Consider the following 23,327-nt stretch of genomic DNA (forward strand, 5'->3'; position numbering starts at 1 on the left):
ATGCACGTCGTCTTTCGCGAAAGCCACGGGCTCGAGGAAACCGAGACCCCAACCGATCTGGGCCAGAGCCCAGCGGACCTGGTGGTGCTGTCCTTTTCGGACAGCGACCTAGGCGCTTTCGCGGCGGGCTGGCATCGTGGTGGCGGACCGGAAGGGCGAATGCCGACCCTGCGGCTGGCGAATTTGACGGCTCTGAAACACCCGCTGTCGGTCGATACCTATGTCGAACAGACGCTTCAAGGCGCCAAGGGCATTCTGATCCGTCTGATCGGCGGGGTGCCCTACTGGGCTTATGGGTTGCAGCAGGTTCTGGCGCTGGCGCAGGCCAAGGGCATCGCACTGGCGGTGCTGCCCGCCGACGGGCGCGCGGACACGCGGCTGGATGACTATTCCACCCTGCCGGTCTCGACCCTGCGGCGTCTGGCGCATCTGTGCGATACCGGCGGCGAGGTCGCGGCACAGGCCGCGCTGGCGCAGATGGCTTTGGCGGCGGGGCTTTATGCCGGTCCGGTGATGGGCGCCAAGACCTTGCCCGAATGTGGCGTGTGGTGTCCGGATCGCGGCGTAATCCCGGTGGAAACCGCATTCGAAGGCAAGACCAAACGAATCCTCGTCACCTTTTACCGCGCTTACCTGACCTCGGCAGACACCGCCCCGATCGCAGCCCTGATCCGCAGCCTGCGCGCCCGTGGATACGCGGCGGTGGGCCTGTTTGCCCCGTCTCTCAAGGCGCCTGTAGCCGCCGAATGGTTGCGGGAACAGGTTGTTGCGCTGAACCCATCTGCCATTATCAACGCCACTTCGTTTTCGGGAAAAGGCGCGTCGGGAACGTCGCCTCTGGACGCTGCAGGCGTGCCGGTGTTTCAGGTCGCTCTCGCCACCTCGCGCCGCAAAGCCTGGGCCGAGGCGGAACGCGGTTTGTCCCCGGCCGATCTTGCCATGCATGTGGTACTGCCCGAGGTGGATGGACGGATCTCAGCAGGAGTTGCGTCTTTCAAGGAACCCGGAAAACGCGATCCGCATCTGGAATACGCGCGCTTTGCACACCGTCCCGAACCGGACCGGATCGAAGCGATCATCGACCGTGTATCGGGCTGGCTTGCACTGAACGACAAACCCAAGGCAGATCAGATTCCTGCGTTGGTCCTGTCCACCTATCCCGGCAAAGACTGGCAGATGGCCCATGCGGTTGGCCTCGACGCGCTGGCCTCGGCCCAGGCGATGCTGTCCGATCTTGACGAAGAAGGCTATGACATCGCGACTGGCGAGCCGATTGCCGACACTCTTCTGGACGCACGGATTTCGTGGTCGCTTGGGGATTATCAGGATGCGCTTGCGGAATTGCCCGAGACCCTGCGCGCTGATCTGCACACCGTTTGGGGCGCGCCCGAAGATGATCCGGCCTGTGCCGATGGGGCCTTCCATTTCACCGCGCTTCGGCGCGGCAAGGCGCTGGTCGCGCTGCAACCCGAACGCGGCACGCCCGAGCTGCGGGATGACGACTATCATGACCTCTTGCGCACCCCACGCCACGGTTATGTCGCCTTCTATCTGTGGCTGCGCAAAGGGTTGGGTGCCGATGCGCTGATCCATATCGGCGCGCATGGAACGCTGGAATGGTTGCCCGGAAAATCGGTCGCCTTGTCTGCTGATTGCTGGCCCGAGGCGCTGATCGGCGATCTGCCTGTAATCTACCCGTTCATCGTGAACGACCCGGGCGAGGCCGCGCAAGCCAAGCGCCGGATCGGAGCCGTCACGCTGGGCCACATCCCGCCCCCGATGAAGGAAAGTGGCACGCCGGATCGGATGGTGCGGCTTGAATCGCTGCTGGATGAGTTTTCGAACGCCGACGGGCTTGACCCCAAACGCCGCGACCGCTTGCAGGAAGATATCCGTGATGAGGCGCAGGCGATAGGGCTGGAAAGCGATCTCGGCCTCGATCAGGCTACCTGCACCGCCGAGGCTATCACCCGCATCGACCGCTTTGTCTGTGACATCAAGGAAAGCCAGTTTGGCGACGGGCTGCACATCTTTGGGCGCGTGCCCGAGGTGACGGGCAGTTTCGATCCGGCCCCTTCGGCCCACGCCGAACGCGACGCGTTGATTAAAACGCTCGAAGGCAAGCGGATTGATGCCGGGCCTTCGGGGTCCCCCTATCGTGGCCGGTCAGATGTTCTGCCCACCGGGCGGAACCTTTACACCACCGATCCGCGGTCGGTTCCGACCCGTGCGGCCTATGCTCAGGGTGTGAAACTGGCCGAGGAACTGGTGCGGCGCCATCTTCAGGAAGAAGGCGATTACCCGAAGGGGCTGATCATCGATCTGTGGGGGTCAGCCACCATGCGCACGGCGGGCGAGGAATTCGCCATGGCCTTGCACCTGCTGGGCGTCAAACCCGTGTGGGACAAAGGGTCCGAGAGGGTTTCCGGCATCGAGGTTCTGCCGATCACCGACCTGAGCCGCCCGCGCCTGGACGTGACCCTGCGGGTCTCGGGCCTGTTCCGGGATGTTTTCCCGACGCTGTCCGCTTTGTTTGGCCAAGCGGTTCGCGCATTGGCCGCGCGCGATGAAGCGACGGATTGGAACCCCTATGCCGGGCAGGCGCCGGCAGCGCGGGTCTATGGACCTGCGCCCGGAAGTTACGGCGTCAATATGACCGAACTTTCCGAAGTGTATACCGACGAGGCCCGTGCGCAGGCCGGTGAAGCGTGGCTAGAGGCCAGCTCTTTTGCATTGGAAGGCGAACACATCTCGCAGGACAAGGACGGCATCACCCAACGCGTTGCAAATGCGGACAGCTTTGTCCACTTGCAGGACCTGACCGAAACCGATCTTCTTCTGGCCAACGATTATGCCACGCACGAGGCAGGCTTTGCCGCCGCCAAGAAGATCGCCGGCGGAACCGCGCAGCTGTACCATCTGGACAACACCAACCCCGAAAACCCGCGTGCCCGAACTTTGCGTGAAGAAATCAGCCGAGTCGTCCACGCCCGTGCCGCCAACCCCGGCTGGATCGCCGGAATGCAACGCCATGGTTTCCGGGGGGCGGCCGAAATCGCGGCAACGCTGGATCATATGGCTTCTTTCGCGCATCTGTCTGGCACGGTCGCACCACATCTTTTTGACCTCTACCACGATGCCACTCTGGGCAACGAAGAGGTCGACGCGTTCCTGCAAGAGGCCAATCCCAAGGCGCGTCAGGCCATGCAGGACCGGTTTCGCGCGCTGCTTGAGGCCGGGCTTTGGAACACGCGCCGGAACTCTATCAGGGCTGATCTGGAGGGATTGAGATGAGTGCACCGATCGTTCAGGGCTGGTGCCCGGGCGCCCATCGTCCGATGATGTCCGGTGACGGTCTGGTCGTCAGGGTCAGGCCCCGGCTGGCGCGTCTGGACGCCGATCAGGCACTGGGACTGTGCAATCTGGCTGACCGCTTTGGCAACGGCTCGATCGATTTGACCAATCGCGCCAATCTGCAATTGCGGGGCGTGGAAGAGGAAGACCATCAGCCTCTGCTCAAAGAGCTTGCCGCGCTGAACCTGCTGGATGCGGAACCCGGTATCGAAATACGCCGCAATATTCTGGTTACACCGCTCTATCAGGCGGGCGATTTGACTGCTCGGCTGACCCATGAACTGATTGACCGGCTTGCGGAGCTGCCGGCCCTGCCGGCAAAGTTCGGTTTTGCAATCGACACGGGCCCCGAACGTCTGCTGGCGTCGGATTCGGCTGATATTCGTCTGGAAACCAGTGCAGGCGGCCTGATCCTGCGCGCCGATGGCTGCGAAACCGGGCGGAGCGTGACCGAGACCGACGCCATTGACCACGTGATCGCGCTGGCGATGTGGTTTGCCGAAACCTACACGCCCGAGACACGCCGCATGGCGCGCGTCATCGTCGCCCTGCCGCAGGAATGGCAAGGATGTGCGCCCGGTTCTGTTGGCGCAAAGCTTCAACCGGGCCCCTGTGAACTGGGTGCCCTTTACGGCGCGGCTTTTGGGTCGCTGCCTGCGCGCAAGCTGTATGACCTGATCGAGGACAGCGGCGCTTGCGCCCTGCGCGTCACCCCGTGGCGGCTGATCCTGCTGGAAGGCGGGGCGGCGATACCTGCCCCGGCCTTTGTCGAAAATGGAACCGATCCGTTGATGACCACCGACGCCTGCCCCGGCGCGCCGTTCTGCCCGCAGGCGCAGACCAAGACGCGCGACATCGCCCGGGCGTTGGCGTCGCGGGTGGCCGGACGCCTGCATGTTTCAGGCTGTAGCAAGGGATGCGCTCGCATGGGTCCTGCCGACATCACATTGGTGGGCGCAAACGGACGATTTGATCTTGTCAAACAGGGCCGCGCGGGGGATGAGCCCAGCCAACGCGGGCTCGACCCGGAAACACTCATGACTATGGACTTCACCTGATGCCCTATACATACGAAACCGATGGCGCGGCGATCTACAAGGAAAGCTTTGCCACCATCCGGTCAGAGGCTGATCTGGCCCGGTTTGATGCCGATGAAGAGCAGGTTGCCGTTCGCATGATCCACGCCGCGGGTATGGTCGGACTGGAAGAGTTCGTGCATTTCTCGCCCGGCTTCGTGCAGACGGCCCGCACTGCTTTGGAAAATGGCGCACCGATCCTGTGTGATGCGCGCATGGTCAGCGAAGGTGTCACCCGTTTTCGCCTGCCCGCCGACAACCAGGTGATCTGTACCCTGCATGACGAACGCGTACGCCCCCTGGCTGCCGAGATGAGCAACACCCGTTCCGCCGCTGCGCTGGAGCTGTGGCGGCCGCATCTGGAGGGCGCGCTGGTCGCCATAGGCAATGCGCCCACCGCACTGTTCCATTTGCTGAACATGCTGGAAGACCCGGATTGCCCGCGCCCTGCCGCGATCATCGGCTGCCCGGTTGGCTTCGTCGGCGCGGTGGAATCCAAGGATGCGCTGTGGCAGGCGCAACCGGTGCCATCCTGCATCGTCAAAGGTCGTCTGGGCGGCAGCGCCATCACGGTGGCGGCCATCAACGCCATCGCAAGCCGGGCGGAATGAAGATGGGCACCATATACGGTGTGGGCCTTGGCCCCGGCGACCCGGATTTGATGAGCGTCCGGGCTGATCGCCTGCTGCGCAATGCAAAGCATGTGGCGTATTTCCGCAAACCAGGTCGCAGTGGTCAGGCCCGCAAGATCGTCAACGGGATGATCCCTGAAGGCGCGGTCGAGTTTCCGATGGAATATCCCGTAACCACCGAGATCCCGGTGACAGACCCGCGCTACAACGAATTGCTGGCAGCTTTCTACGAAAACTGCACCGCCCATCTCAAGGCCCTGTCAGAACGGGGTGAGGACGTGGTTGTTCTGTGCGAGGGCGATCCTTTCTTCTATGGCTCGTTCATGCATCTATACAGCCGACTGCGCCAAGACGCGCCGGTTGAAGTTGTACCCGCCATTACCGGCATGTCCGGAGCCTGGACCGCGACCGGAGACCCGATCACCTGGGGTGATGACGTTCTGACCGTGCTGGTTGGCACCCTGCCGGAAGACACGCTGGCGGAACGCATGGCTCTGACCGATGCATTGGTCGTGATGAAAATCGGACGCAACATCGACAAGGTGAAACGCGCTCTGAAGACCGCTGGCCTGTATGACCGGGCGTGGATCGTGGAATATGCGCAGATGCCGAACCAGACGGTGACAAAGCTGTCTGAAGCCTGCGAGAAGATCACCCCGTATTTCTCGATCATCGTCGTGCACGGTCAGGGGCGGCGACCATGAGCGGCTGGGTCAAGATTGCCGGTCTGGGGCCGGGTGACGAGGCGCTTGTTACACCAGAAGTAACAGCCGCGCTGGCCGAAGCCACCGATGTTGTGGGCTATATCCCATATGTGGCGCGTATTGCCGAGCGCCCCGGCCTTACACTGCATGCCAGTGACAACCGGGTCGAAATCGACCGCTCGCAACACGCGCTGCAAATGGCTGCCGATGGCAAACGGGTGGTCGTTGTATCCTCGGGCGATCCCGGCGTGTTTGCCATGGCGGCGGCCGTCTTCGAAGCACTGGAAAACGGCCCTGCGGAATGGCGTGACCTTCAGATCGATGTGCTGCCGGGGATCACGGCGATGTTGGCTGCATCCGCGCGCGCGGGTGCCCCGATGGGACATGATTTCTGCGCCATCAACCTCAGCGACAACCTCAAACCATGGTCATTGATCGAAAAACGCCTGCGCCTTGCCGCACAGGCGGATTTCTCGATGGCCTTTTACAATCCCCGCTCGAAGTCTCGCCCGGAAGGCTTTGTAAAAACGCTGGAAATCCTGCGTGAAGAGTGTGAGCCCGAACGTTTGATCCTGTTCGCCCGCGCCGTATCGCGGGCCGATGAAGAGATGCGCATTTCGACACTGGCCGAAGCCACGCCCGACATGGCGGATATGCAGACTGTGGTGATCGTGGGGTCATCCCGAACGCGCGTCATCGAGCGCGATGGCGCACCCATCGTTTACACCCCTCGCTTCACCCCTGGTGAGGATCAGGGATGAGACAGCCAGTCCAGAACCTGTGCGACCTGCGAAAACTCGGTCCGCTTCGGCAGAACCGGGCGGTCGATCATCAGCACGGGCATGCCCAGCGCCCGCGCCGCGTCCAGCTTGGCGCGCGCGCCCGTGCCGCCTGCGTTCTTGGACACGACCAGCTGCGTCCCATGGCGCTGCATCAACGCCCGGTCGTCGGCTTCGGTAAACGGCCCTCGGGCGACGACCACCTCTGCGTTCGGCAAGGGCAGCTCATTGGGCGCATCCACCAGACGCAGCAAATAGCGATGCTGGGGCTGGGCCGAGAAGTCCTCAAGGTGCATGCGGCCAACGGCAAGGAAAACACGCTGAGCATCGCCGGACAATGCGTCGACGGCGGCAGCGATGTCGGGCACATGACGCCAGACATCGCCGGGCTGCGACACCCAGGCCGCGCGGGTCAACGCGGCCAATGGCGCCCGCGTCGCGGCGCATGCCTCGATCGCGTTCCGACTCATCCGGGCCGCAAAGGGATGGGTCGCGTCCACGACATGGGTGATGGCATTCTCATGGATATAGGCAGCCAGACCCTCCGGACCGCCGAAACCGCCGACCCTTACCGGCAAGGGCTGAGGACGCGGGTTTTTCACCCGTCCGGCGTAGGAATACACAGCCGCAATCCCTTGTTGCGAAACAGCTTTGGCCAGCGCGTTGGCCTCGGTTGTGCCACCAAGGATCAGGAGGGTTGTCATGTCTGAATCTCCGTGGCTGACCGTTCTGGGACTGGGCGAAGATGGGTTTGATGGCCTGTCGCCATCCGGCCGTCAAGTGCTGGACCGGGCCGAAGTGATCATGGGGCCGCCGCGCCACCTGTCATTGCTGCGCGAAACAGGGGCGGAGCGTGTCGAATGGCCTGTGCCGTTCTCGGAAGGTCTGCCGATCCTGAAAGGATTGCGTGGCCGGCAGACCGTTGTTCTGGCCTCGGGCGATCCGTTCTGGTTTGGCGCAGGCTCTGTCATTGCGCGCAATTTCGATGCCGGTGAATGGACCGCCCTGCCCGGCCAATCCACCTTTTCGCTGGCGGCTGCCCGGCTCGGCTGGCCTTTGGAAAGCACACTGACCTTCGGCCTGCACGCCGCGCCGCTGACCCGTTTGCGTCCTCATCTGGCACCGGGAGCGCACGCGATCCTGTTGCTGCGTGACGGAAAGTCCGTGGCGGAACTGGCACGGTATCTGACCGAGACAGGCTTTGCCGACTCGGCCCTGCATGTGATGCAGGCCCTAGGTGGCCCGCGCGAAAACACCCGAACAGTCACGCTGACCGAGGCGCTTTTGGGTACGTTCGACCATCCGGTCTGCGTCGGTCTGGAGGTTTCCGGTGCAGGACCTGCCCTTTCCAAGGCGTCTGGCAAACCGGACCACATCTTCGAGACGGACGGTCAGATCACCAAACGCCCGATCCGCGCCCTGACACTCTCGGCGCTTGCCCCGCAACGCGGCGAACATCTGTGGGATATAGGTGGAGGCACAGGTTCGATCAGCATCGAATGGCTGATGTGTGATCCGACCCTTTCCGCGACGTGTTTCGAGCCCCGTGCCGACCGGGCTGAGCGAATCCGCCGAAATGCAGATACGTTGGGGCAAGATCGATTGAATGTAGTACACGGAACCGCACCAGAAGCGCTGTCAGGTGTCGACCTGCCGGATGCCGTTTTCATCGGCGGAGGATTGAGCGCCAATCTGCTGGCGTGGCTGCGCGATGCGCTTCCTAAAGGCACACGCCTTGTCGCCAATGCAGTCACATTGGAAAGCGAGGCCCTGCTGGCACGTTGGCACGAAGACTTGGGCGGTGACCTGCTTCGGATAGAACTTGCACAATCAGCCCCGCTGGGACCAAGGCGCGGCTGGAAGTCCGCCTATCCGGTGGTACAGTGGAGCGTGACGCTATGATCGTTGCTGGCCTCGGTTTCTCCTCTTCTGCGACAGCCGACAGCTTGCGTGAAGCGTTTGACGCGGCAGCCGCAAACCACGACGTCGCCGCCTTGGCAACCGTGGCCGACAAGGAAGGTCATCCGGCCCTGACATCCTTTGCAGAAGAGGTGTCTCTGCCCTTACATTTCGTTGCCGCAGGCGATCTGGCCGGTCAACGTACACTCACCTGCTCAAACCGCAGCCGCGCAACCTATGGCACCGGAAGCGTGGCCGAAGCATCCGCATTGGCGGCCGCCGGAAAGCACTTTGGCCCGGGTGCGCGGCTGCTTTCACCCAGACAGATTTCAGACGACCGGCTGGCCACATGCGCCATAGCCATCGGAGGACAAACATGACCGTTCATTTCATCGGCGCCGGACCGGGCGCCGCCGACCTGTTAACGCTGCGCGGGCGCGACATCATCGCATCCTGCCCCGTTTGCCTTTATGCAGGTTCCCTGGTTCCGGAAGAAATTCTTGGCCACTGCCCGGAAGGCGCAAGAATCGTGAACACCGCGCCAATGGATCTGGATCAGATCATGGCCGAGATCGAGGCCGCACATCAGGCCGGCCAGGATGTGGCCCGTCTGCATTCCGGCGACCTGTCGGTCTGGTCGGCGATGGGGGAACAGATCCGCCGCCTCAAGGAAATGGGCATCCCGGTCAGCGTAACCCCAGGCGTTCCGTCCTTTGCGGCGGCTGCGGCGGCTTTGGGAACCGAGCTTACTCTGCCCGGGCTGGCGCAATCCGTGGTTCTGACCCGGACGCCGGGCCGTGCATCTTCCATGCCCGAAGGCGAGACGTTGGAGAATTTCGCACGCACGGGGGCGACACTTGCCATTCATCTGTCCATCGGCAATCTGGACAACGTCATTGCCGATCTGACCCCGGCCTATGGGGCCGACTGTCCGGTCGCCGTGGTCTATCGCGCAAGCTGGCCGGATGAACGGATCATCCGCGCGACGCTGGGAACGCTCAAAGAGGCGCTGGATGACAGCATCTCACGGACTGCGTTGATCATGGTCGGTCCGGCACTGGCGGGCGAAGGTTTCGACGAAAGCTGCCTGTATTCGAAAGATTACGACCGCCGCTATCGCCCGCAAAGCGCCGAGAGCCCCTGGTCAAGCTGGAGCCATGGTGATGATTAACCCTCCGGGCCTTCTGATTTCCGCCCCGTCTTCGGGCACGGGCAAGACAACGGTCATGCTGGGCCTGTTGCGCGCGTTGGCCGAGGATGGCCTGACCGTTCAACCGTTCAAGAGCGGACCGGACTATATCGACCCTGCCTTCCACCGAGCCGCGTCCGGGCGGGCTTCGTTCAATCTTGACAGCTGGGCGATGGGCGATCCTTTGTTGAACGCGATCTCTGCGCAGGCCGAAGGCGCCGACATCGTGGTGGCGGAAGGTTCGATGGGCCTGTTCGATGGCGTCGCCAAGCCGGGTGAGTTGGGTCATGGGTCCAGCGCCGAGACCGCTGCACGGATGGGTTGGCCGGTTGTGTTGGTGCTGGATGTCGGCGGCCAGGCGCAGTCTGCGGCGGCCACCGCGCTGGGGTTCAGGATGTACAACCCCGATCTGCCCTTTGCCGGCGTCATTCTGAACCGCTGTGCCAGCCCCCGGCACGAGCGTCTGACCCGGCTCGGGATGGAACGTGCAGGCCTGCCGGTTCTGGGTGTGCTTCCGCGCCGAGGCGATCTGACCCTACCCGAGCGGCATCTGGGGTTGATCCAGGCCGTCGAACACCCGGATCTGGAAAGCGCCATCGTGGGCTATGCCGCATTTCTGCGCGAACATGTGGATCTCGAGGCGATCAAACAGGCGGCTTCCTCAGGCCCCATTGGGCCATCGTCAGACGCGCTGCCGCGCCCTCCGGCCCAGCGGATTGCACTGGCACGGGACGCGGCTTTTTCTTTCACCTATCCACATTTGCTGGAAGGCTGGCGCACCGCCGGGGCCGAAATCCTACCCTTCTCGCCACTGGCTGACGAAGCCCCGGCGGCGGATGCCGACTTGGTCTGGCTTCCCGGCGGATATCCTGAACTGCATGCCGGGACGTTGGCTGCTGCAAAAACCTTCCTCGCGGGTCTGCGCAAGCACGCGGAAACAAGGCCTGTGCATGGCGAATGCGGTGGGTATATGGCGCTGGGTCATGCGCTGATCGACAAGGATGGCGTGCGGCATGAAATGGCTGGCCTGCTGGGGCTGGTGACGTCGTACCAAAAACGCAAATTCAACCTGGGCTATCGCAAAGCGGAACTCTTGGCCCCGATGCCGGGATTTGCACAGAATGCGGCGCTGCGCGGGCATGAGTTCCACTATTCCTCGATCGTGGATCAGCCTGACGCGCCACTCGCCCGTGTGTTCGATGCCGAAGGCGCAGAAGGACCTCAGACCGGCTCTGTTCGCGGCAATGTCACAGGTACGTTCTTTCACCTGATTGCGGAGGCAACTGCATGAGCGGATTTGTGTCTTTCATCGGCTCGGGCCCCGGCGATCCGGAGTTGCTGACGTTGAAGGCCGTCAACAGGATGCAAAAGGCCGATGCGATTTTGTTCGATGACCTCAGCAGCGGGCCGATTCTGAGCCACGCGCGCGAAGACGCCGATCTTGTGGGCGTGGGCAAACGGGCCGGTCGCCCCTCGCCCAAACAGGACCATGTCAGCCGGTTGCTAGTGGACTACGCCCGGACCGGCCAACATGTCGTGCGGTTGAAATCCGGCGATGGCGGCATGTTCGGGCGGCTTGAAGAAGAGCTTGTTGCCCTTCGTGATGCGGGCATTGAATTCGAGATCATCCCCGGCATCCCGTCTGCGGTGGCTGCCGCAGCTGCCGCAGGTATCCCGCTGACGCGCCGTCTGACCGCACGGCGCGTGCAGTTCGTGACGGGACATGACGTCAGCGGCGCGCTGCCGGACGATCTGAACCTGACCGCACTGGCCGATTCTCAGGCCACCACCGTTGTATTCATGGGCAAACGTACTTTCCCGCTTCTGGCAGAAGCGCTGCATTCACACGGCCTGTCATTGGACACGCCTGCCCTGATGGCTGAATCTGTTTCGACCCCGGATCAAAAGCTGACGCGCAACACCATCGGTGCTTTGGCCGAACAGCTAAAATCCGAGATCGGCACGGCTCCGGCCCTGATCTTTTACGGGCCGCTGGCGGAGTTCGAAGATGATTGATCTGAGCCTGATTGGCATCGGCACCGGCAACCCGGATCACGTGACCTTTCAGGGCGCGCAGGCGATCCGGTCGGCCGATCTGATCCTGATTCCCCGCAAGGGCGAAAACAAGGCCGATCTGGCCGGGCTGCGTGAGGACATCATCGACCGGGTAACCGAGACACCGCCAAGGTTAGCCTATTTTGACATCCCAAGGCGCCGGGCGGACGATGGCTATCTGCGCGGCGTGGACGAATGGCACGACGCCATTGCGCTGCGCTGGCACGAGGCGATCGAGGCTCACCCGGGGGCGCAGCACATTGCTCTGCTGATTTGGGGCGACCCGTCCCTGTATGACAGTTCGCTGCGCATTGCGGCGCGGCTGGACCCCAAGCCCAACACCAGGGTGATTCCGGGCATCACGGCCTTGCAGGCTTTGACCGCGGCTCATGCGATCCCGATCAATGATCTGGGCGCACCCTATGTCGTGACCACCGGGCGTCGTATCCGGGATGAAGGCTGGCCTGAAACCGCTTCGAAAGTCGCCGTCATGCTGGACGGGGAATGCTCGTTCCAGTCCCTCAGGATGGCAGAGTATGACATCTGGTGGGGGGCCTATGTGGGCATGAAAGAAGAGCTGCTGATCAGCGGCCCTTTGGATCAGGTCGCGCAGCGGATCCTTGACACGCGCGCCCGCGCCCGAGCCGACCATGGCTGGATCATGGATATCTACGTGCTGAAGAAACGCGACGTGCAGCAGCGCGCGGCGAACACGGATTCGTGACTGCGCAGAACTCTCAAGTCTGGCACACAGGTCAGAGCAAGATACCGGAGACGCGTTGATGAAAGCCTTCATTCCCCTGCTCTGCCTGATCGCGTTGCCCCTGTGGGCTCAGAATGCGCCCGAGGGCTGGGCCGTATACCCAACCCAGAAACCGTATGCGGAACTGGTTGACGCAACCAAAGCCGCGATCAAGGAAAACGGGCTGATCGTCGTGACTCAGGCGGGCCCGACCAAAGCGGCGGCAGCACGTGGGATATCGATTCCCGGAAATCGCGTGATCGGCGCTTTCAACAATGACTACGCCGTGCGGGTTCTGGAAACCTCGGTCCACGCGATGATCGAGGCCCCGATCCGGTTTTACGTTACCGAGAACAAAGACGGGACGGCGAACCTGTCGTATAAAACCCCCAGTTTCGTCTTTGCGCCCTACGCCTCGGAAGGCGGTCAGAACCTGATGGATATTGCAGCAGAGCTTGACTCGACGTTTCAATCGATCGCTGAACGCGCAGTCAAATAGTCACACTGGCGTGAACCGCCTTGCGTCCGGGAACGTCCTCCGCAATCTGCTTGAAACGGTTCTATCGGAGCATGACTGATGCAAGACCCCTCGCCCCGCGCTGCGGATATTCTGGCCCAACGCTTATATGAAGCGGGGTGCCGACACGCATTTGGGATGCCGGGGGGCGAGGTTCTGACGCTGGTCGATGCGCTGGAAAAGGCTGGGATCACCTTTCATCTGACCAAGCACGAAAACTCTGCCGGGTTCATGGCCGAGGCCGTTCATCATCGCGACGGTGCACCTGCGATTCTGGTGGCCACTCTGGGTCCGGGCGCAATGAACGGGATCAATGTGGTAGCGAACGCTTTGCAGGATCGTGTGCCGATGGTCGTTCTGACCGGATGCGTCGATGCGGACGAAGCGTTGACCTATACCCATCAGGTCATGGATCACAGCCGGGTTTATCGCTCGATCACCAAAGGCACTTTTACACTGACAGCCAAAGGCGCAGATATCATAGCCGACAAGGCGGTGTCATTGGCCATGCAGCCACGACCGGGCCCGGTTCATATCGATGTCCCGATCTCGGTTGCCGACACGCCTGTTACCGGCGTGAAATGCCGCCGGCTGGCCAAGGTTGCGCCGGTCAGCCCCGGTGGCGAATGCCTGGAAAAGGCCCGCCGCTGGGTGGCCGAGGCCGAACGCCCCATTGCCATCATCGGCCTGGATGTCCTTTATGACGACTCGCGCAGTGTGGTACAGGCGTTCCTGGAACACTTTGGTATTCCTTTCGTGACGACCTACAAGGCCAAAGGCGTCGTGCCCGAGGATCACCCACTGTGTCTGGGTGGCGCGGGGCTGTCGCCGCTGGCTGACAAGCATCTTGTGCCTCTGATCGAACAATCGGATCTGGTATTGTGTCTGGGATATGACCCGATCGAAATGCGCCCCGGCTGGCGTGAGATCTGGGATCCGGAAGAAAAGCGCGTCATCGATATCTCTGCCGTGGTCAACGACCACTACATGCATCAGGCTGGATTGAATCTTGTCGCCGACACGGGCGAGACATTGGAGGCAATTGCCAAAGGCAACCCGGCCCATGAAACATGGCCGGGCAACGAACCCGCGCAGGTCAAAGCCGCGCTGGCAAAGGCCTTCGCCACCGATGAAAACTGGGGCCCCGCTGCCGTCATTGCCGAAACCCGTGCCGTCCTGCCGCCTGAAACGTTGGCCACGGCCGACAGTGGCGCGCATCGCATTCTGCTGAGCCAGATGTGGGCGTGCAACGAAGAACGCGGGTTGATCCAATCCTCGGCGCTCTGCACCATGGGCTGCGCTGTTCCGATGGCCATTGGCCTGAAACTGGCCGAACCGGACCGCCCGGTGATCAGCTTCTCGGGCGATGCCGGGTTCCTTATGGTTGCGGGCGAGTTGTCGACAGCGGCTGAAATGGGCGGCAACCCGATCTTTCTGGTCTTCGTGGATGCCAGCCTTGCCCTGATCGAATTGAAACAGCGCCAGCGGCAGATGGGCAACACGGGCGTCGATTTCGGCCATCATGACTTTGCCGCCATGGGCCGGGCCTTTGGCGGCAATGGCCATACGGTTCATAACAGGACAGAGTTGCGCACCGCACTGGAAGCTGCTGTAAAGGCTGAGACATTTACGGTGATTGCTGCAGAAGTTGAGCGTGGAGGCTATGATGGCCGCATCTGAAGGCCCGTTGAAGGGTGTCAAGGTTCTGGACCTTAGCCGGATTCTGGCAGGCCCCACCTGCACGCAACTGCTGGGCGATCTGGGTGCAAGCGTCATCAAGATCGAAAACCCGGCAACCGGGGGCGATGACACGAGGCAATGGGGGCCGCCCTACGTGAGCGATGCCGAGGGCAACCGCTCGGACCTGAGCGCCTATTTCATGTCGGCCAACCGCAACAAGAAATCCGTCGCGCTGAATATCTCCTCGACCGAGGGTCAGGCGGAAATCAGACGGTTGGCGTCACATGCGGACATTCTGATCGAGAACTTCAAACCGGGCGGCTTGGCCAAGTATGGGCTGGACTACGCCACCCTGTCGCAAGAGTTTCCAAGCCTCGTGTACTGTTCAATCTCGGGCTACGGTCAAACCGGCCCGAATGCCAGCAAGCCCGGCTATGACCTGATGGCGCAAGGCTATGGCGGGATCATGTCGCTGACCGGAGACCCCGAGGGCGCCCCCATGAAAGTGGGTGTTGGCATCGCCGACGTGATGTGCGGGATGTATGCGACTGTTGGAATCCTGGCCGCGCTGCGCCACCGCGACCTGACCGGCGAAGGCCAACAGATCGATCTGGCGCTGGTGGATTCTCAGATTGCCTGGCTGATCAATGAAGGCGTCAACTATCTGACGTCAGGCGATGTTCCGCAAAGACGCGGCAACGGGCACCCGAATATCGTCCCCTATGACGTCTACGAAACCGCTGATGGGCACGTGATTCTCGCGGTTGGAAATGACGGCCAGTTCAGAAAGCTCTGCGACTTCATCAATGCTCCTGAACTGGCAGGCGATCCGAGATTCGCGACCAACCCGGCCCGTCTGGAACATCGTGATGCACTGAATTCCATCCTTCGCCCCGCAGTGAAGGCGCTGGACACCCAGACCGTCATTTCCGGCCTCGAAGCTGTCAAAGTGCCCGTCGGCCCGGTTCAGACGCTGGATCAGGTGTTCAACACGGAACAGGTGGCCGCAAGACGAATGCAGATTACCATGCAGGCCCAGCCGGGTCAGGTCAACCTGATCGGGAATCCTCTGAACCTGTCTCGCACGCCTGTAACATATCGAAACGCTCCACCGGTCTGTGGAGCCGATACCGCGGCCGTTCTGAGCGCAAAAAACCCGTTCGAGGATTGAAATACTTGCACAATTAGGCGGCAAGTCGCTGAAACATGCCCTTGAATCGGCGGTTTTTTTCGCCTTTTTCGCACACGTCATTTCACCAATTCGAGAGCAGCGTCGATACTGTTACGCCGCTCTTGCACACTCTGTTACATCGAACAGTGTCAAATATCGCAATCAGATTGGACCCAAGCATGAAACAAGACGTTTTCGGACAGATGAACACCCTGACCCAGCCGGCGGCCGTCGAAGCGTGGAATGGTGTTCTGCTTGGGTTCATGGCTCATGCCGCTGTCACGCCTCAGCATTTGGGCAAAGTGCTTGAACTCGAGCCCGACTTCGCGCTGGGTCATGCGATCAAAGGTCTGTTCATGGCGCTGCTTGGACGGCGAGAGATGATGGCGGTTGCCGTCGAAGCGCTGGCTGCCGCCAATGCGGCGATGGAACGTCAGCCCGTAACTGAGCGCGAACGTCTGTATGTGGAGTCGCTGGCCCTGTATCTGGCCGGCCAACAGGCGCAGGCGGTTCAGACATTCGAAACAATCCTGCGTGACCATCCGCAGGACACTCTGGCGATGAAACTAAGCCACGCAACCCGCTTCGTTCTGGGTGATGCGGGCGGAATGCGCCGCTCGATCGAGCGGGTGTTGCCCGCTTATGAACCCGATCATCCGGGGCGCGGCTATCTGCTGGGCTGTCATTCCTTCGCACTGGAAGAAACAGGCGCTTACGAAAAGGCCGAAATCGCGGGCCGTCAGGCGCTGTGGATGGTGTCCGATGATGCCTGGGGCCTGCACGCGGTGGCCCATGTCCACGAAATGACGGGCAATGCGCAGCTGGGCCTTGACTGGCTGGCCGGTCGCGAGGCGGCCTGGGCCCACTGCAACAACTTCCGTTACCACGTGTGGTGGCACAAGGCACTGATGCATCTGGATCTGGGTCAGGTCGATCAGGTGATCGAACTGTATGACAACCATATCCGCAAGGACAAAACCGACGATTATCGTGACATTTCAAACGGCACTTCGCTGTTGATGCGGCTTGAACTTGAGGGGGTAAATGTCGGAAATCGCTGGGAAGAGCTGGCTGATCTGAGTGCCGCACGAACGGAAGACGGCTGCCTGATCTTTGCGGATCTGCATTATCTGCTGGCGCTTACCGGTGACAATCGCGCTGATGCCACGGCCAAGATGCTAAACCGCATGAACAAGGATGCGGCCCGCGCCGACGACGACACCACCCGCCGCATGGCAGACCCCGGTATCGCTGCGGCCATGGGCCTGGAGGCCTTTGGCGACGGCCACTATGGAACCGCCTTTGATCATCTGCTCGCGGCGCGCGATTCCATGCAACTGGCCGGTGGCAGCCACGCGCAACGTGATGTATTTGAACGCATTACCATTGATTCCGGCCTGCGCGCAGGTCGCCTGGACGCGGTGGAACGCATTCTGGATGACCGTCGCGCCAAGCGCGCCGGGGGCGAAGACAATTATGCCATCGCGCGTCGCGCTCTGATCGACGCGGCCCGCGACAGCGGTGACGTCCAAAGCGTCCCCGCCGAATAACAAGAAGACCAAGAAGGACAGAAAACGTATGGCGACCATATCGCCCGCTTCTGATTTTGTACCCGCTGCGGCCCCGGCCGCAGCCCCCGCCAGTGCGCGTGATCCGCGTCTGGATTTCTATCGCGGCATCGCGATGTTCATCATCCTGATCGCCCATATTCCCAACGACCCCTGGGCAAAGTGGATTCCTGCCCGCTTTGGGTACTCGGACGCTACCGAGATTTTTGTGTTCTGCTCGGGCATGGCCTCGGCCATTGCGTTTGGCGGGGCATTTCTGCGCAAGGGATGGTGGATGGGCACCGCCCGAGTGGCCTACCGCATCTGGCAGGTCTATTGGGCGCATATTGCCCTGTTCTTCTTTGTTGCAATGACAATGGCCGCGTTGGATCAGACCGGCGCGTTCGAGAAAACCTATGTCTCGTCGTTGAACCTTCAGCATTTCTTCAATGACCCGGCCCCGCAAATGGTCGGGATTTTCACACTGACCTATGTGCCGAACTACTTCGATATCCTGCCGATGTATCTGGTCGTACTGGCGCTTATGCCGCTTTACATGGCGCTCTATCGAGTCAGTTTCTGGCTGATGGCGGCAGTTTGCGTGGCCATCTGGTTCGTCGCGCAAACCGGCGCGCTTGCCCTTCCCGCTGAACCCTGGTCCCAGCGCCAGTGGTTCTTCAACCCCTTCGGATGGCAATTGCTGTTTTTCACCGGCTTCGCCTTCATGCGCGGTTGGATTCCGGCCCCGCCCGTGTCGAAATCCTTGATCTGGGTGGCGATTGCCTTTGTCGTGTTGTCAGCCCCGTTCGGGTCATGGAAAGTCTTCACCTGGATCAACACGGCTGCACCCGAGCTTGGCGCAGTGATCCGCAAGGGCTGGCCCCTGACCGAAGAGCTGCGTGGCAAAACCGAGTTCGGCCTTCTTCGATATGTCCACTTTCTGTCGCTGGCCTATCTGGGATGGGTTGCAGCGGGCGAACAAGGCCACCGCCTGATCGCGACGGGTCATGGTGTGGGCGCACGTATCTGGCAATTCCTGCTGGCCGTCGTCACCAAGGTCGGCCAGCAATCCCTTGCCGTATTTGTGTTTTCCATGGCTGCGGCACGGCTGATCGGTGTCGCGCTGGATCAGGCTGGGCGGGATGTCGCCACTGTCTTTGTCGCCAACATTATTGGGTTTGCGATGATCATCGGCGTTGCCTATCTGGCAGCTTGGTTCAAGTCACAACCCTGGAAGTCGAAGAAATGAATTTTACCCGTCGCGCATTCCTCGTCTCGACGACTGCTTTGGCCTTCGCTCCATCCGCTTATGCGACGAGCGGTGAGACGCCTTTTGACCGCGACTATGTAATCGAGGTGGCCCGCGATCTGGCCAGCCGCCCCTATGTGGAACGCGAGATGGTACCGCAGGAATGGCAGGATCTGACCTATCAGCAGTACCGTTCCATCCGGTTCCGGCTTGACCGGGCGCTGTGGTATGAAACCGAGACGCCCTTCAACGTGGATTTCTTCACCCCCGGCCTTTATTTCCCGCGCACCGTCAAGGTGGAAACGGTCGAGAACGGCATGACCAAGCCGGTCGCCTTCGATCTGGAAATGTTCGACAAGTCCGAAGACGTGCCGCAACTGCCGATCGATGACACGCTGGGCTTCTCGGGCCTGCGCCTGCGCACTGAAATGCACCGCCCCGGCAAGACAGATGAATTCTGCGTCTGGCAGGGGGCCAGCTATTTCCGCGCCATTGGCCTGCACGAGGTTTACGGACTGTCGGCGCGGGGTCTGGCGTTGAAAACCGGCGATCCGGATGGCGAGGAATTTCCCGAATTCATCCGTTTCTGGCTGGAACGTCCCGAACCGGGCCAACGCAACATGGTCGTGCATGCATTGTTGGACAGCCCCAGCGTGACCGGCGCCTATCGTTTCAACGTCACGGCGGGCGCGGATTGCATTATGGATGTCGAGGCAACGCTGTTCCCGCGCGAAGACCTGCCCCATGTAGGGATCGCTCCGGGAACTTCGATGTTCCTGTTCGACCAGACCAACCACAGCCGGTTCGACGATTTCCGCCCTGCTGTGCACGACAGCGACGGGTTGATGATCCGCAATGGCGCGGGCGAGGTCCTGTGGCGTCCGTTGGCCAATCCGACCCGATTGCAGGTCTCATCCTTCGTCGATACAAACCCACGCGGGTTTGGTCTGATGCAGCGCAAACGAGAGTTTTCGGACTACGCCGATCTCGAGGCCAATTACCACAAGCGCCCGGGCCTGTGGGTCGAGCCCCAAGAAGACTGGGGCAAAGGCTCGGTCACGCTGGTCGAGATCCCGGCAGATCAGGAAATCTATGACAACATCGTCGCCTATTGGAGGCCCGCTGAACCCTATGCGGCAGGCAGTCAGGTTGATCTGTCCTATCGCCTGATCTGGGGGGAAGAACCCCAGCGCACACCGATGCCGCGCGTGATCAACACCGCGATGGGCGAGAACACCTTTGGCGAAGGCCGGCTGGCCATCATCGATTTTGAAGACAGCGAACTGTTCGAGGACCTGGGCGCAATCACGGTCTTTGTGGATTCGCCACATGCGGAAACTTCGGAAGGCGTCTTGCAGCGCAACCCGGATACCGGCGGTCCACGGCTGGCGTTTTCATTCCAGCCCGGCGAACGCAACCATGTCGAGTTGCGCGCACAATTGTTGAAAGACAAACAGCCTGCCTCAGAGGTCTGGCTGTACCGTTGGACCACATGAGCCGCGATCTGCATATCATGCCGCCCGAGGCCCCTCTGGCGATGCCTGCGCAGAACTTCAGCGCACGGTTCCGGGATGCCGATGCGCCTTCCGGTCAGCACAAATCCGCTGCCGGTTTCTGGCGCGCGCTGGCTTTTTCGCCCGCGATGGCCGCCACTCTGGCCTTGCTGTGGGTCATGAGCGACTGGTTCGGCGCGGAAGGCATCAACGTGGTCGAAGCCATCCTTTTGACCTTGATTTCGTTCAACTTCTTCTGGATTTCCTTCACCGTCTGCACTGTTTTGCTGGGCATGGTGTCGCTGGCGAAACAGGAACGGCCTGAGCGTCGGACCGCGGCGCAACCCCTGCGGGTGGCCCTGCTGACCCCGGTCTACAATGAAGTCCCCTGGAACGTGTTGGGCAATGCCCGCACCATGCTGGAGGATCTTCAGGCGCGCGGCGGTAAACACCACTATGCCATGTTCATTCTGTCGGACACGCGCGATCCCGAGATTGCGGCGCAGGAACAGGCCAGCGTCGAAGCACTGCGCACCACCCTGGCACCCGGGCTTGAGCTGTATTATCGCCGCCGCGAACAGAATACCGACCGCAAAGTTGGCAACATCGCCGATTGGGTCAGCCGTTGGGGCGCGGATTGGGATGCCATGCTGGTGCTGGATGCTGACAGCCTGATGACCGGGCGCGCAATCCATCGCCTGACTGATGCACTGGCATGCGATCCGGGTGCGGGCTTGATTCAAAGCTATCCGCAGTTGATAGGCGCACAGTCAGTCTTTGCCCGGATGCAGCAATTTGCAAATGGTGTCTATGGCATCGCCTTTGCCGAAGGTCTGGCCCGTTGGTGCGGGCAAGAAGGCAACTATTGGGGCCATAACGCGATTATCCGCACCAAGGCCTTTGCCACCAGCGCCGGCCTGCCCAAGCTGCGTTCGTTCAGCGGTCAGGACAAGCTGATCATGAGCCACGATTTCGTCGAGGCCGGCCTGCTGCGCCGCGCCGGATGGGCCGTGCGATTTCTGCCGCGTATTCGCGGGTCATATGAAGAAACACCGCCGACCCTCATCGATCACGCCATGCGGGACCGCCGCTGGTGTCAGGGTAACTTGCAACACCTGAAATTGCTGGGTTCTTCCGGATTCCGTGCCGTATCGCGATTCCACATGTTCCACGGCGCGGTCGGCTATCTGATGTCCCCGTTGTGGTTTGCACTATTGTTGATGTGGGCGCTGATCGGTCAGGGTCAGGATGCCTCTGTCCTGCATTATTTCAGCCCCGACAATCCTCTGTTCCCACAATGGCCCGAGATGTCGGAAACCCGTCACGTGCTGATCATTCTGGTCATGTACGCGATGCTGTTGGCCCCCAAGGTTCTGGGCGTTCTGGCCCTGCCGTTGAGCGGTGTACGCTACGCGGATTTCGGTGGCGGGCGCAAATTCCTTGCCTCTTTCCTGGCCGAGGTTCTGTTGTCGATCCTTTACGCTCCGATCCTGATGGTGCAACAGATGATCGCTGTGTTCCGTACGGCTTTTGGCATTCAGCGCGGCTGGTCGCCTCAGGCCCGCGACGGTGGCACCTATGGTCTGCGAACGCTGATCCTGTGCCATGCGCTGGAAACCGTAAGCGGAGTGGCGCTGAGCGTCGGTATCCTGTCCGGTCTGGTGTCGGTCTGGCTGGCCCCGATCGCCATCAGCCTTGCGCTGGCTATCCCGTTGTCCGCGCTCAGCGGTGTCTCGGCAGGTGCCGCGCGCAAGATGGTCGGAATGCGGGAAGACTTCAGCGAACCCGCCATTACCCGGTCAGCGCGCCGATATCGCGATGAACTGAAGCGACTGGTCGAAGGCAAAGGCAACATGACCCCGGCCGAGTGATCAACTGCCGGGAAGCCCTTCGTACCAATCGATTATCATGTCGGCCCAGCCCGCGGGAACGGTGTGCCCTCCGGGGAACAGAGCAAATTCCAGCGCACTGCCTTCGGCACAGGTGGTCCAGCGGCGGCGCATGAAATCACCCGTCGCGCTGAACCCGGTCGGTTTGTGATCGACACAACCGTTCGCATCGCGCCAGATTTCGAGACCCGCATAGATATCACCCTGCTGAAAGCGTCCTCCGCCCAGCAAGCGCCCTTCCAGCGGCACCACATTGTCGGTCCAGCCATGCGTGTGGAACATACGGATCGGACCTTTGCAGGTTTCGGGGTGCGGGCGCCAGAAACCACCGGACACCGGGACATAGGCCGAGAACGTATCGGGGCTCTCGCAGGCCAGATAGTTGACCATGAAAGCTCCGGCGGAAAACCCGCCCAGCAGGACACGGTCAGTGTCGATGCCAAACCGCCGTGCCGCGTCTTGCACCGCTTCGGTCAGAAAGGCGGCTTCGTCCCGCTCACCAAAACCGGGATAGAAATTCCAGCTTTTGGTGCCGCCCCGGTCGGGCCTTTCCAACCCCTCAGGGGCCATCACCGCATAGCCGCGCTCCAACAGCGGTTCGACCATCCCGCGATTGCGCATCGTGCCCGACCCGCTGCCGCCATACCCATGCAGGAACACCACCATGGGCGCATTGTCCGCGTCGGGCAGTTCGATGTGATAGGCACCCATGGGTGTCTCACAGGTATCCTCTTGACCGGCACACCCCGCGAAAGCGGTCTGCCCGGTCACTGCCAAGGCCAACGCCAGACTGAATTCCCGGATCATCCTGCATCCTCATCATATTTGCGCACCGGCAATCCGGCCCGAACCCATCCCGGCCCTGCGGCCGAACCCAACATACCCTCGGGCACGTCGATCACATTGGTGAATCCAGCTTCGATCAGGCGGTTGCTCAGGCGTGCCGAGCGAACGCCGCGCGCGCAAATCAAGGCCACCGGGGTCGCCGGATCGCCGCCAGCCAATTCCGTCAGTGCTTTGACAAAATCCTCGCGCCGCATGTCCAGCGGCACGGCACCTTCGCCTATGCCCGATGCGCGCCATTCACGCGGCGTGCGGATATCGATCAACAGAACGTTTCCCTTCGAGGCCTGCTCATGGGCCTCGGCAACCGTTATCCGGCCGCCGTCGTGGTCTTCGGGGATCAAACGGTATTCCCTGATCGCAAACCCGCCTGCAATCGCCGCGCATGCGCCGATCAACATCCATCTTCGCGCTCGGTTCACTTTCTCGGCCAAGCTTCAGCCTCCTGTTCGCTGACAAGTGTTCTATCACAGATGGTCTGAAACGGGGGCGTTGAAAAACCCGGCCC

General features: G+C 61.5%; 21 protein-coding genes. 18 read left to right on the top strand and 3 right to left on the bottom strand.

Annotation, left to right across the window (positions count from 1 at the left end):
- Genes cobN through cobJ form a run of 5 tightly spaced genes read left to right on the top strand, consistent with a single transcriptional unit; the run spans position 1 to position 6,527 of the window.
- Complete coding sequence (cobN, locus tag GS605_RS07945) at positions 1–3,294, top strand: cobaltochelatase subunit CobN (RefSeq protein WP_171723581.1); 3,294 nt, start codon at positions 1–3, stop codon at positions 3,292–3,294.
- On the top strand, positions 3,291–4,412 hold the full coding sequence (locus GS605_RS07950) for a cobalamin biosynthesis protein CobG (RefSeq protein WP_171723582.1): 1,122 nt from the start codon (positions 3,291–3,293) through the stop codon (positions 4,410–4,412). The genes cobN and GS605_RS07950 overlap by 4 nt, the downstream gene beginning before the upstream one ends.
- Positions 4,412–5,041 (top strand): precorrin-8X methylmutase, encoded by a 630-nt coding sequence (locus GS605_RS07955; protein WP_152457460.1) that lies wholly within the window; start codon positions 4,412–4,414, stop codon positions 5,039–5,041. Before GS605_RS07950 ends, GS605_RS07955 begins: the two co-directional genes overlap by 1 nt.
- Complete coding sequence (locus tag GS605_RS07960; protein WP_171723583.1) at positions 5,038–5,766, top strand: precorrin-2 C(20)-methyltransferase; 729 nt, start codon at positions 5,038–5,040, stop codon at positions 5,764–5,766. Before GS605_RS07955 ends, GS605_RS07960 begins: the two co-directional genes overlap by 4 nt.
- Complete coding sequence (gene cobJ / locus GS605_RS07965) at positions 5,763–6,527, top strand: precorrin-3B C(17)-methyltransferase (protein WP_171723584.1); 765 nt, start codon at positions 5,763–5,765, stop codon at positions 6,525–6,527. Before GS605_RS07960 ends, cobJ begins: the two co-directional genes overlap by 4 nt.
- On the opposite strand, the gene GS605_RS07970 is transcribed toward cobJ, so the two are convergent.
- Positions 6,518–7,249: a cobalt-precorrin-6A reductase gene (locus GS605_RS07970; RefSeq protein WP_171723585.1), complete on the bottom strand. Its 732-nt coding sequence runs from the start codon at positions 7,247–7,249 to the stop codon at positions 6,518–6,520. The two genes, cobJ and GS605_RS07970, sit on opposite strands and share 10 nt — an antisense overlap.
- On the opposite strand from GS605_RS07970, the gene cbiE reads away from it, so the two are divergent.
- From cbiE to mdoH, 13 genes are all read left to right on the top strand, one after another.
- Positions 7,248–8,447, top strand: a complete 1,200-nt coding sequence (cbiE, locus tag GS605_RS07975) for a precorrin-6y C5,15-methyltransferase (decarboxylating) subunit CbiE (RefSeq protein ID WP_171633622.1) — start codon at positions 7,248–7,250, stop codon at positions 8,445–8,447. The genes GS605_RS07970 and cbiE overlap by 2 nt on opposite strands.
- Entirely contained in the window at positions 8,444–8,824 is a 381-nt protein-coding gene (locus GS605_RS07980) for a cobalamin biosynthesis protein (RefSeq protein ID WP_171723586.1), read from the top strand. The genes cbiE and GS605_RS07980 overlap by 4 nt, the downstream gene beginning before the upstream one ends.
- Positions 8,821–9,615: a precorrin-4 C(11)-methyltransferase gene (cobM, locus tag GS605_RS07985; protein WP_171723587.1), complete on the top strand. Its 795-nt coding sequence runs from the start codon at positions 8,821–8,823 to the stop codon at positions 9,613–9,615. The genes GS605_RS07980 and cobM overlap by 4 nt, the downstream gene beginning before the upstream one ends.
- Positions 9,602–10,924, top strand: a complete 1,323-nt coding sequence (locus GS605_RS07990) for a cobyrinate a,c-diamide synthase (protein ID WP_171723588.1) — start codon at positions 9,602–9,604, stop codon at positions 10,922–10,924. The genes cobM and GS605_RS07990 overlap by 14 nt, the downstream gene beginning before the upstream one ends.
- Positions 10,921–11,649: a uroporphyrinogen-III C-methyltransferase gene (gene cobA / locus GS605_RS07995; RefSeq protein ID WP_171723589.1), complete on the top strand. Its 729-nt coding sequence runs from the start codon at positions 10,921–10,923 to the stop codon at positions 11,647–11,649. Before GS605_RS07990 ends, cobA begins: the two co-directional genes overlap by 4 nt.
- Positions 11,642–12,412: a precorrin-6A synthase (deacetylating) gene (cobF, locus tag GS605_RS08000; protein ID WP_171633636.1), complete on the top strand. Its 771-nt coding sequence runs from the start codon at positions 11,642–11,644 to the stop codon at positions 12,410–12,412. Before cobA ends, cobF begins: the two co-directional genes overlap by 8 nt.
- A 58-nt stretch (positions 12,413–12,470) precedes the next feature.
- Positions 12,471–12,929, top strand: coding sequence for a DUF302 domain-containing protein (locus tag GS605_RS08005; RefSeq protein WP_171613504.1), 459 nt, complete (start codon positions 12,471–12,473; stop codon positions 12,927–12,929).
- Positions 12,930–13,007: 78 nt separating this feature from the next.
- Entirely contained in the window at positions 13,008–14,627 is a 1,620-nt protein-coding gene (locus GS605_RS08010; protein ID WP_171723590.1) for a thiamine pyrophosphate-binding protein, read from the top strand.
- The gene (locus tag GS605_RS08015; protein WP_171723591.1) at positions 14,614–15,798 is read left to right on the top strand and encodes a CaiB/BaiF CoA-transferase family protein; all 1,185 of its coding nucleotides are present in this window, start codon (positions 14,614–14,616) and stop codon (positions 15,796–15,798) included. Before GS605_RS08010 ends, GS605_RS08015 begins: the two co-directional genes overlap by 14 nt.
- Before the next feature lie 179 nt (positions 15,799–15,977).
- The gene (locus GS605_RS08020; protein ID WP_171723592.1) at positions 15,978–17,348 is read left to right on the top strand and encodes a tetratricopeptide repeat protein; all 1,371 of its coding nucleotides are present in this window, start codon (positions 15,978–15,980) and stop codon (positions 17,346–17,348) included.
- A 28-nt stretch (positions 17,349–17,376) separates the two neighbouring features.
- On the top strand, positions 17,377–18,594 hold the full coding sequence (locus GS605_RS08025) for an OpgC family protein (protein WP_171723593.1): 1,218 nt from the start codon (positions 17,377–17,379) through the stop codon (positions 18,592–18,594).
- Complete coding sequence (locus GS605_RS08030) at positions 18,591–20,090, top strand: glucan biosynthesis protein (protein ID WP_171723594.1); 1,500 nt, start codon at positions 18,591–18,593, stop codon at positions 20,088–20,090. Before GS605_RS08025 ends, GS605_RS08030 begins: the two co-directional genes overlap by 4 nt.
- Positions 20,087–21,958, top strand: a complete 1,872-nt coding sequence (mdoH, locus tag GS605_RS08035) for a glucans biosynthesis glucosyltransferase MdoH (protein ID WP_171723595.1) — start codon at positions 20,087–20,089, stop codon at positions 21,956–21,958. The genes GS605_RS08030 and mdoH overlap by 4 nt, the downstream gene beginning before the upstream one ends.
- On the opposite strand, the gene GS605_RS08040 is transcribed toward mdoH, so the two are convergent.
- Together GS605_RS08040 and GS605_RS08045 are read right to left on the bottom strand one after the other, a co-directional pair.
- Positions 21,959–22,783 carry a PHB depolymerase family esterase gene (locus GS605_RS08040; protein ID WP_171723596.1) on the bottom strand — a complete coding sequence of 275 codons (825 nt, stop codon included), beginning with the start codon at positions 22,781–22,783 and terminating at the stop codon, positions 21,959–21,961. It lies immediately after the preceding gene.
- Entirely contained in the window at positions 22,780–23,220 is a 441-nt protein-coding gene (locus GS605_RS08045; RefSeq protein WP_171723661.1) for a rhodanese-like domain-containing protein, read from the bottom strand. The genes GS605_RS08040 and GS605_RS08045 overlap by 4 nt, the downstream gene beginning before the upstream one ends.
- Positions 23,221–23,327 lie beyond the last annotated feature (107 nt).

The organism is Ruegeria sp. HKCCD7559 (genome assembly GCF_013110575.1).
Taxonomy (GTDB): Bacteria; Pseudomonadota; Alphaproteobacteria; order Rhodobacterales; family Rhodobacteraceae; genus Ruegeria.

Bases quoted from the DNA above. Each gene is read 5' to 3' on its own strand.
- cobN (WP_171723581.1), top strand. From the start codon at position 1: ATGCACGTCGTCTTTCGCGAAAGCCACGGGCTCGAGGAAACCGAGACC.
- GS605_RS07950 (WP_171723582.1), top strand. From the start codon at position 3,291: ATGAGTGCACCGATCGTTCAGGGCTGGTGCCCGGGCGCCCATCGTCCG.
- GS605_RS07955 (WP_152457460.1), top strand. From the start codon at position 4,412: ATGCCCTATACATACGAAACCGATGGCGCGGCGATCTACAAGGAAAGC.
- GS605_RS07960 (WP_171723583.1), top strand. From the start codon at position 5,038: ATGAAGATGGGCACCATATACGGTGTGGGCCTTGGCCCCGGCGACCCG.
- cobJ (WP_171723584.1), top strand. From the start codon at position 5,763: ATGAGCGGCTGGGTCAAGATTGCCGGTCTGGGGCCGGGTGACGAGGCG.
- cbiE (WP_171633622.1), top strand. From the start codon at position 7,248: ATGTCTGAATCTCCGTGGCTGACCGTTCTGGGACTGGGCGAAGATGGG.
- GS605_RS07970 (WP_171723585.1), bottom strand. From the start codon at position 7,249: ATGACAACCCTCCTGATCCTTGGTGGCACAACCGAGGCCAACGCGCTG.
- GS605_RS07980 (WP_171723586.1), top strand. From the start codon at position 8,444: ATGATCGTTGCTGGCCTCGGTTTCTCCTCTTCTGCGACAGCCGACAGC.
- cobM (WP_171723587.1), top strand. From the start codon at position 8,821: ATGACCGTTCATTTCATCGGCGCCGGACCGGGCGCCGCCGACCTGTTA.
- GS605_RS07990 (WP_171723588.1), top strand. From the start codon at position 9,602: ATGGTGATGATTAACCCTCCGGGCCTTCTGATTTCCGCCCCGTCTTCG.
- cobA (WP_171723589.1), top strand. From the start codon at position 10,921: ATGAGCGGATTTGTGTCTTTCATCGGCTCGGGCCCCGGCGATCCGGAG.
- cobF (WP_171633636.1), top strand. From the start codon at position 11,642: ATGATTGATCTGAGCCTGATTGGCATCGGCACCGGCAACCCGGATCAC.
- GS605_RS08005 (WP_171613504.1), top strand. From the start codon at position 12,471: ATGAAAGCCTTCATTCCCCTGCTCTGCCTGATCGCGTTGCCCCTGTGG.
- GS605_RS08010 (WP_171723590.1), top strand. From the start codon at position 13,008: ATGCAAGACCCCTCGCCCCGCGCTGCGGATATTCTGGCCCAACGCTTA.
- GS605_RS08015 (WP_171723591.1), top strand. From the start codon at position 14,614: ATGGCCGCATCTGAAGGCCCGTTGAAGGGTGTCAAGGTTCTGGACCTT.
- GS605_RS08020 (WP_171723592.1), top strand. From the start codon at position 15,978: ATGAAACAAGACGTTTTCGGACAGATGAACACCCTGACCCAGCCGGCG.
- GS605_RS08025 (WP_171723593.1), top strand. From the start codon at position 17,377: ATGGCGACCATATCGCCCGCTTCTGATTTTGTACCCGCTGCGGCCCCG.
- GS605_RS08030 (WP_171723594.1), top strand. From the start codon at position 18,591: ATGAATTTTACCCGTCGCGCATTCCTCGTCTCGACGACTGCTTTGGCC.
- mdoH (WP_171723595.1), top strand. From the start codon at position 20,087: ATGAGCCGCGATCTGCATATCATGCCGCCCGAGGCCCCTCTGGCGATG.
- GS605_RS08040 (WP_171723596.1), bottom strand. From the start codon at position 22,783: ATGATCCGGGAATTCAGTCTGGCGTTGGCCTTGGCAGTGACCGGGCAG.
- GS605_RS08045 (WP_171723661.1), bottom strand. From the start codon at position 23,220: ATGTTGATCGGCGCATGCGCGGCGATTGCAGGCGGGTTTGCGATCAGG.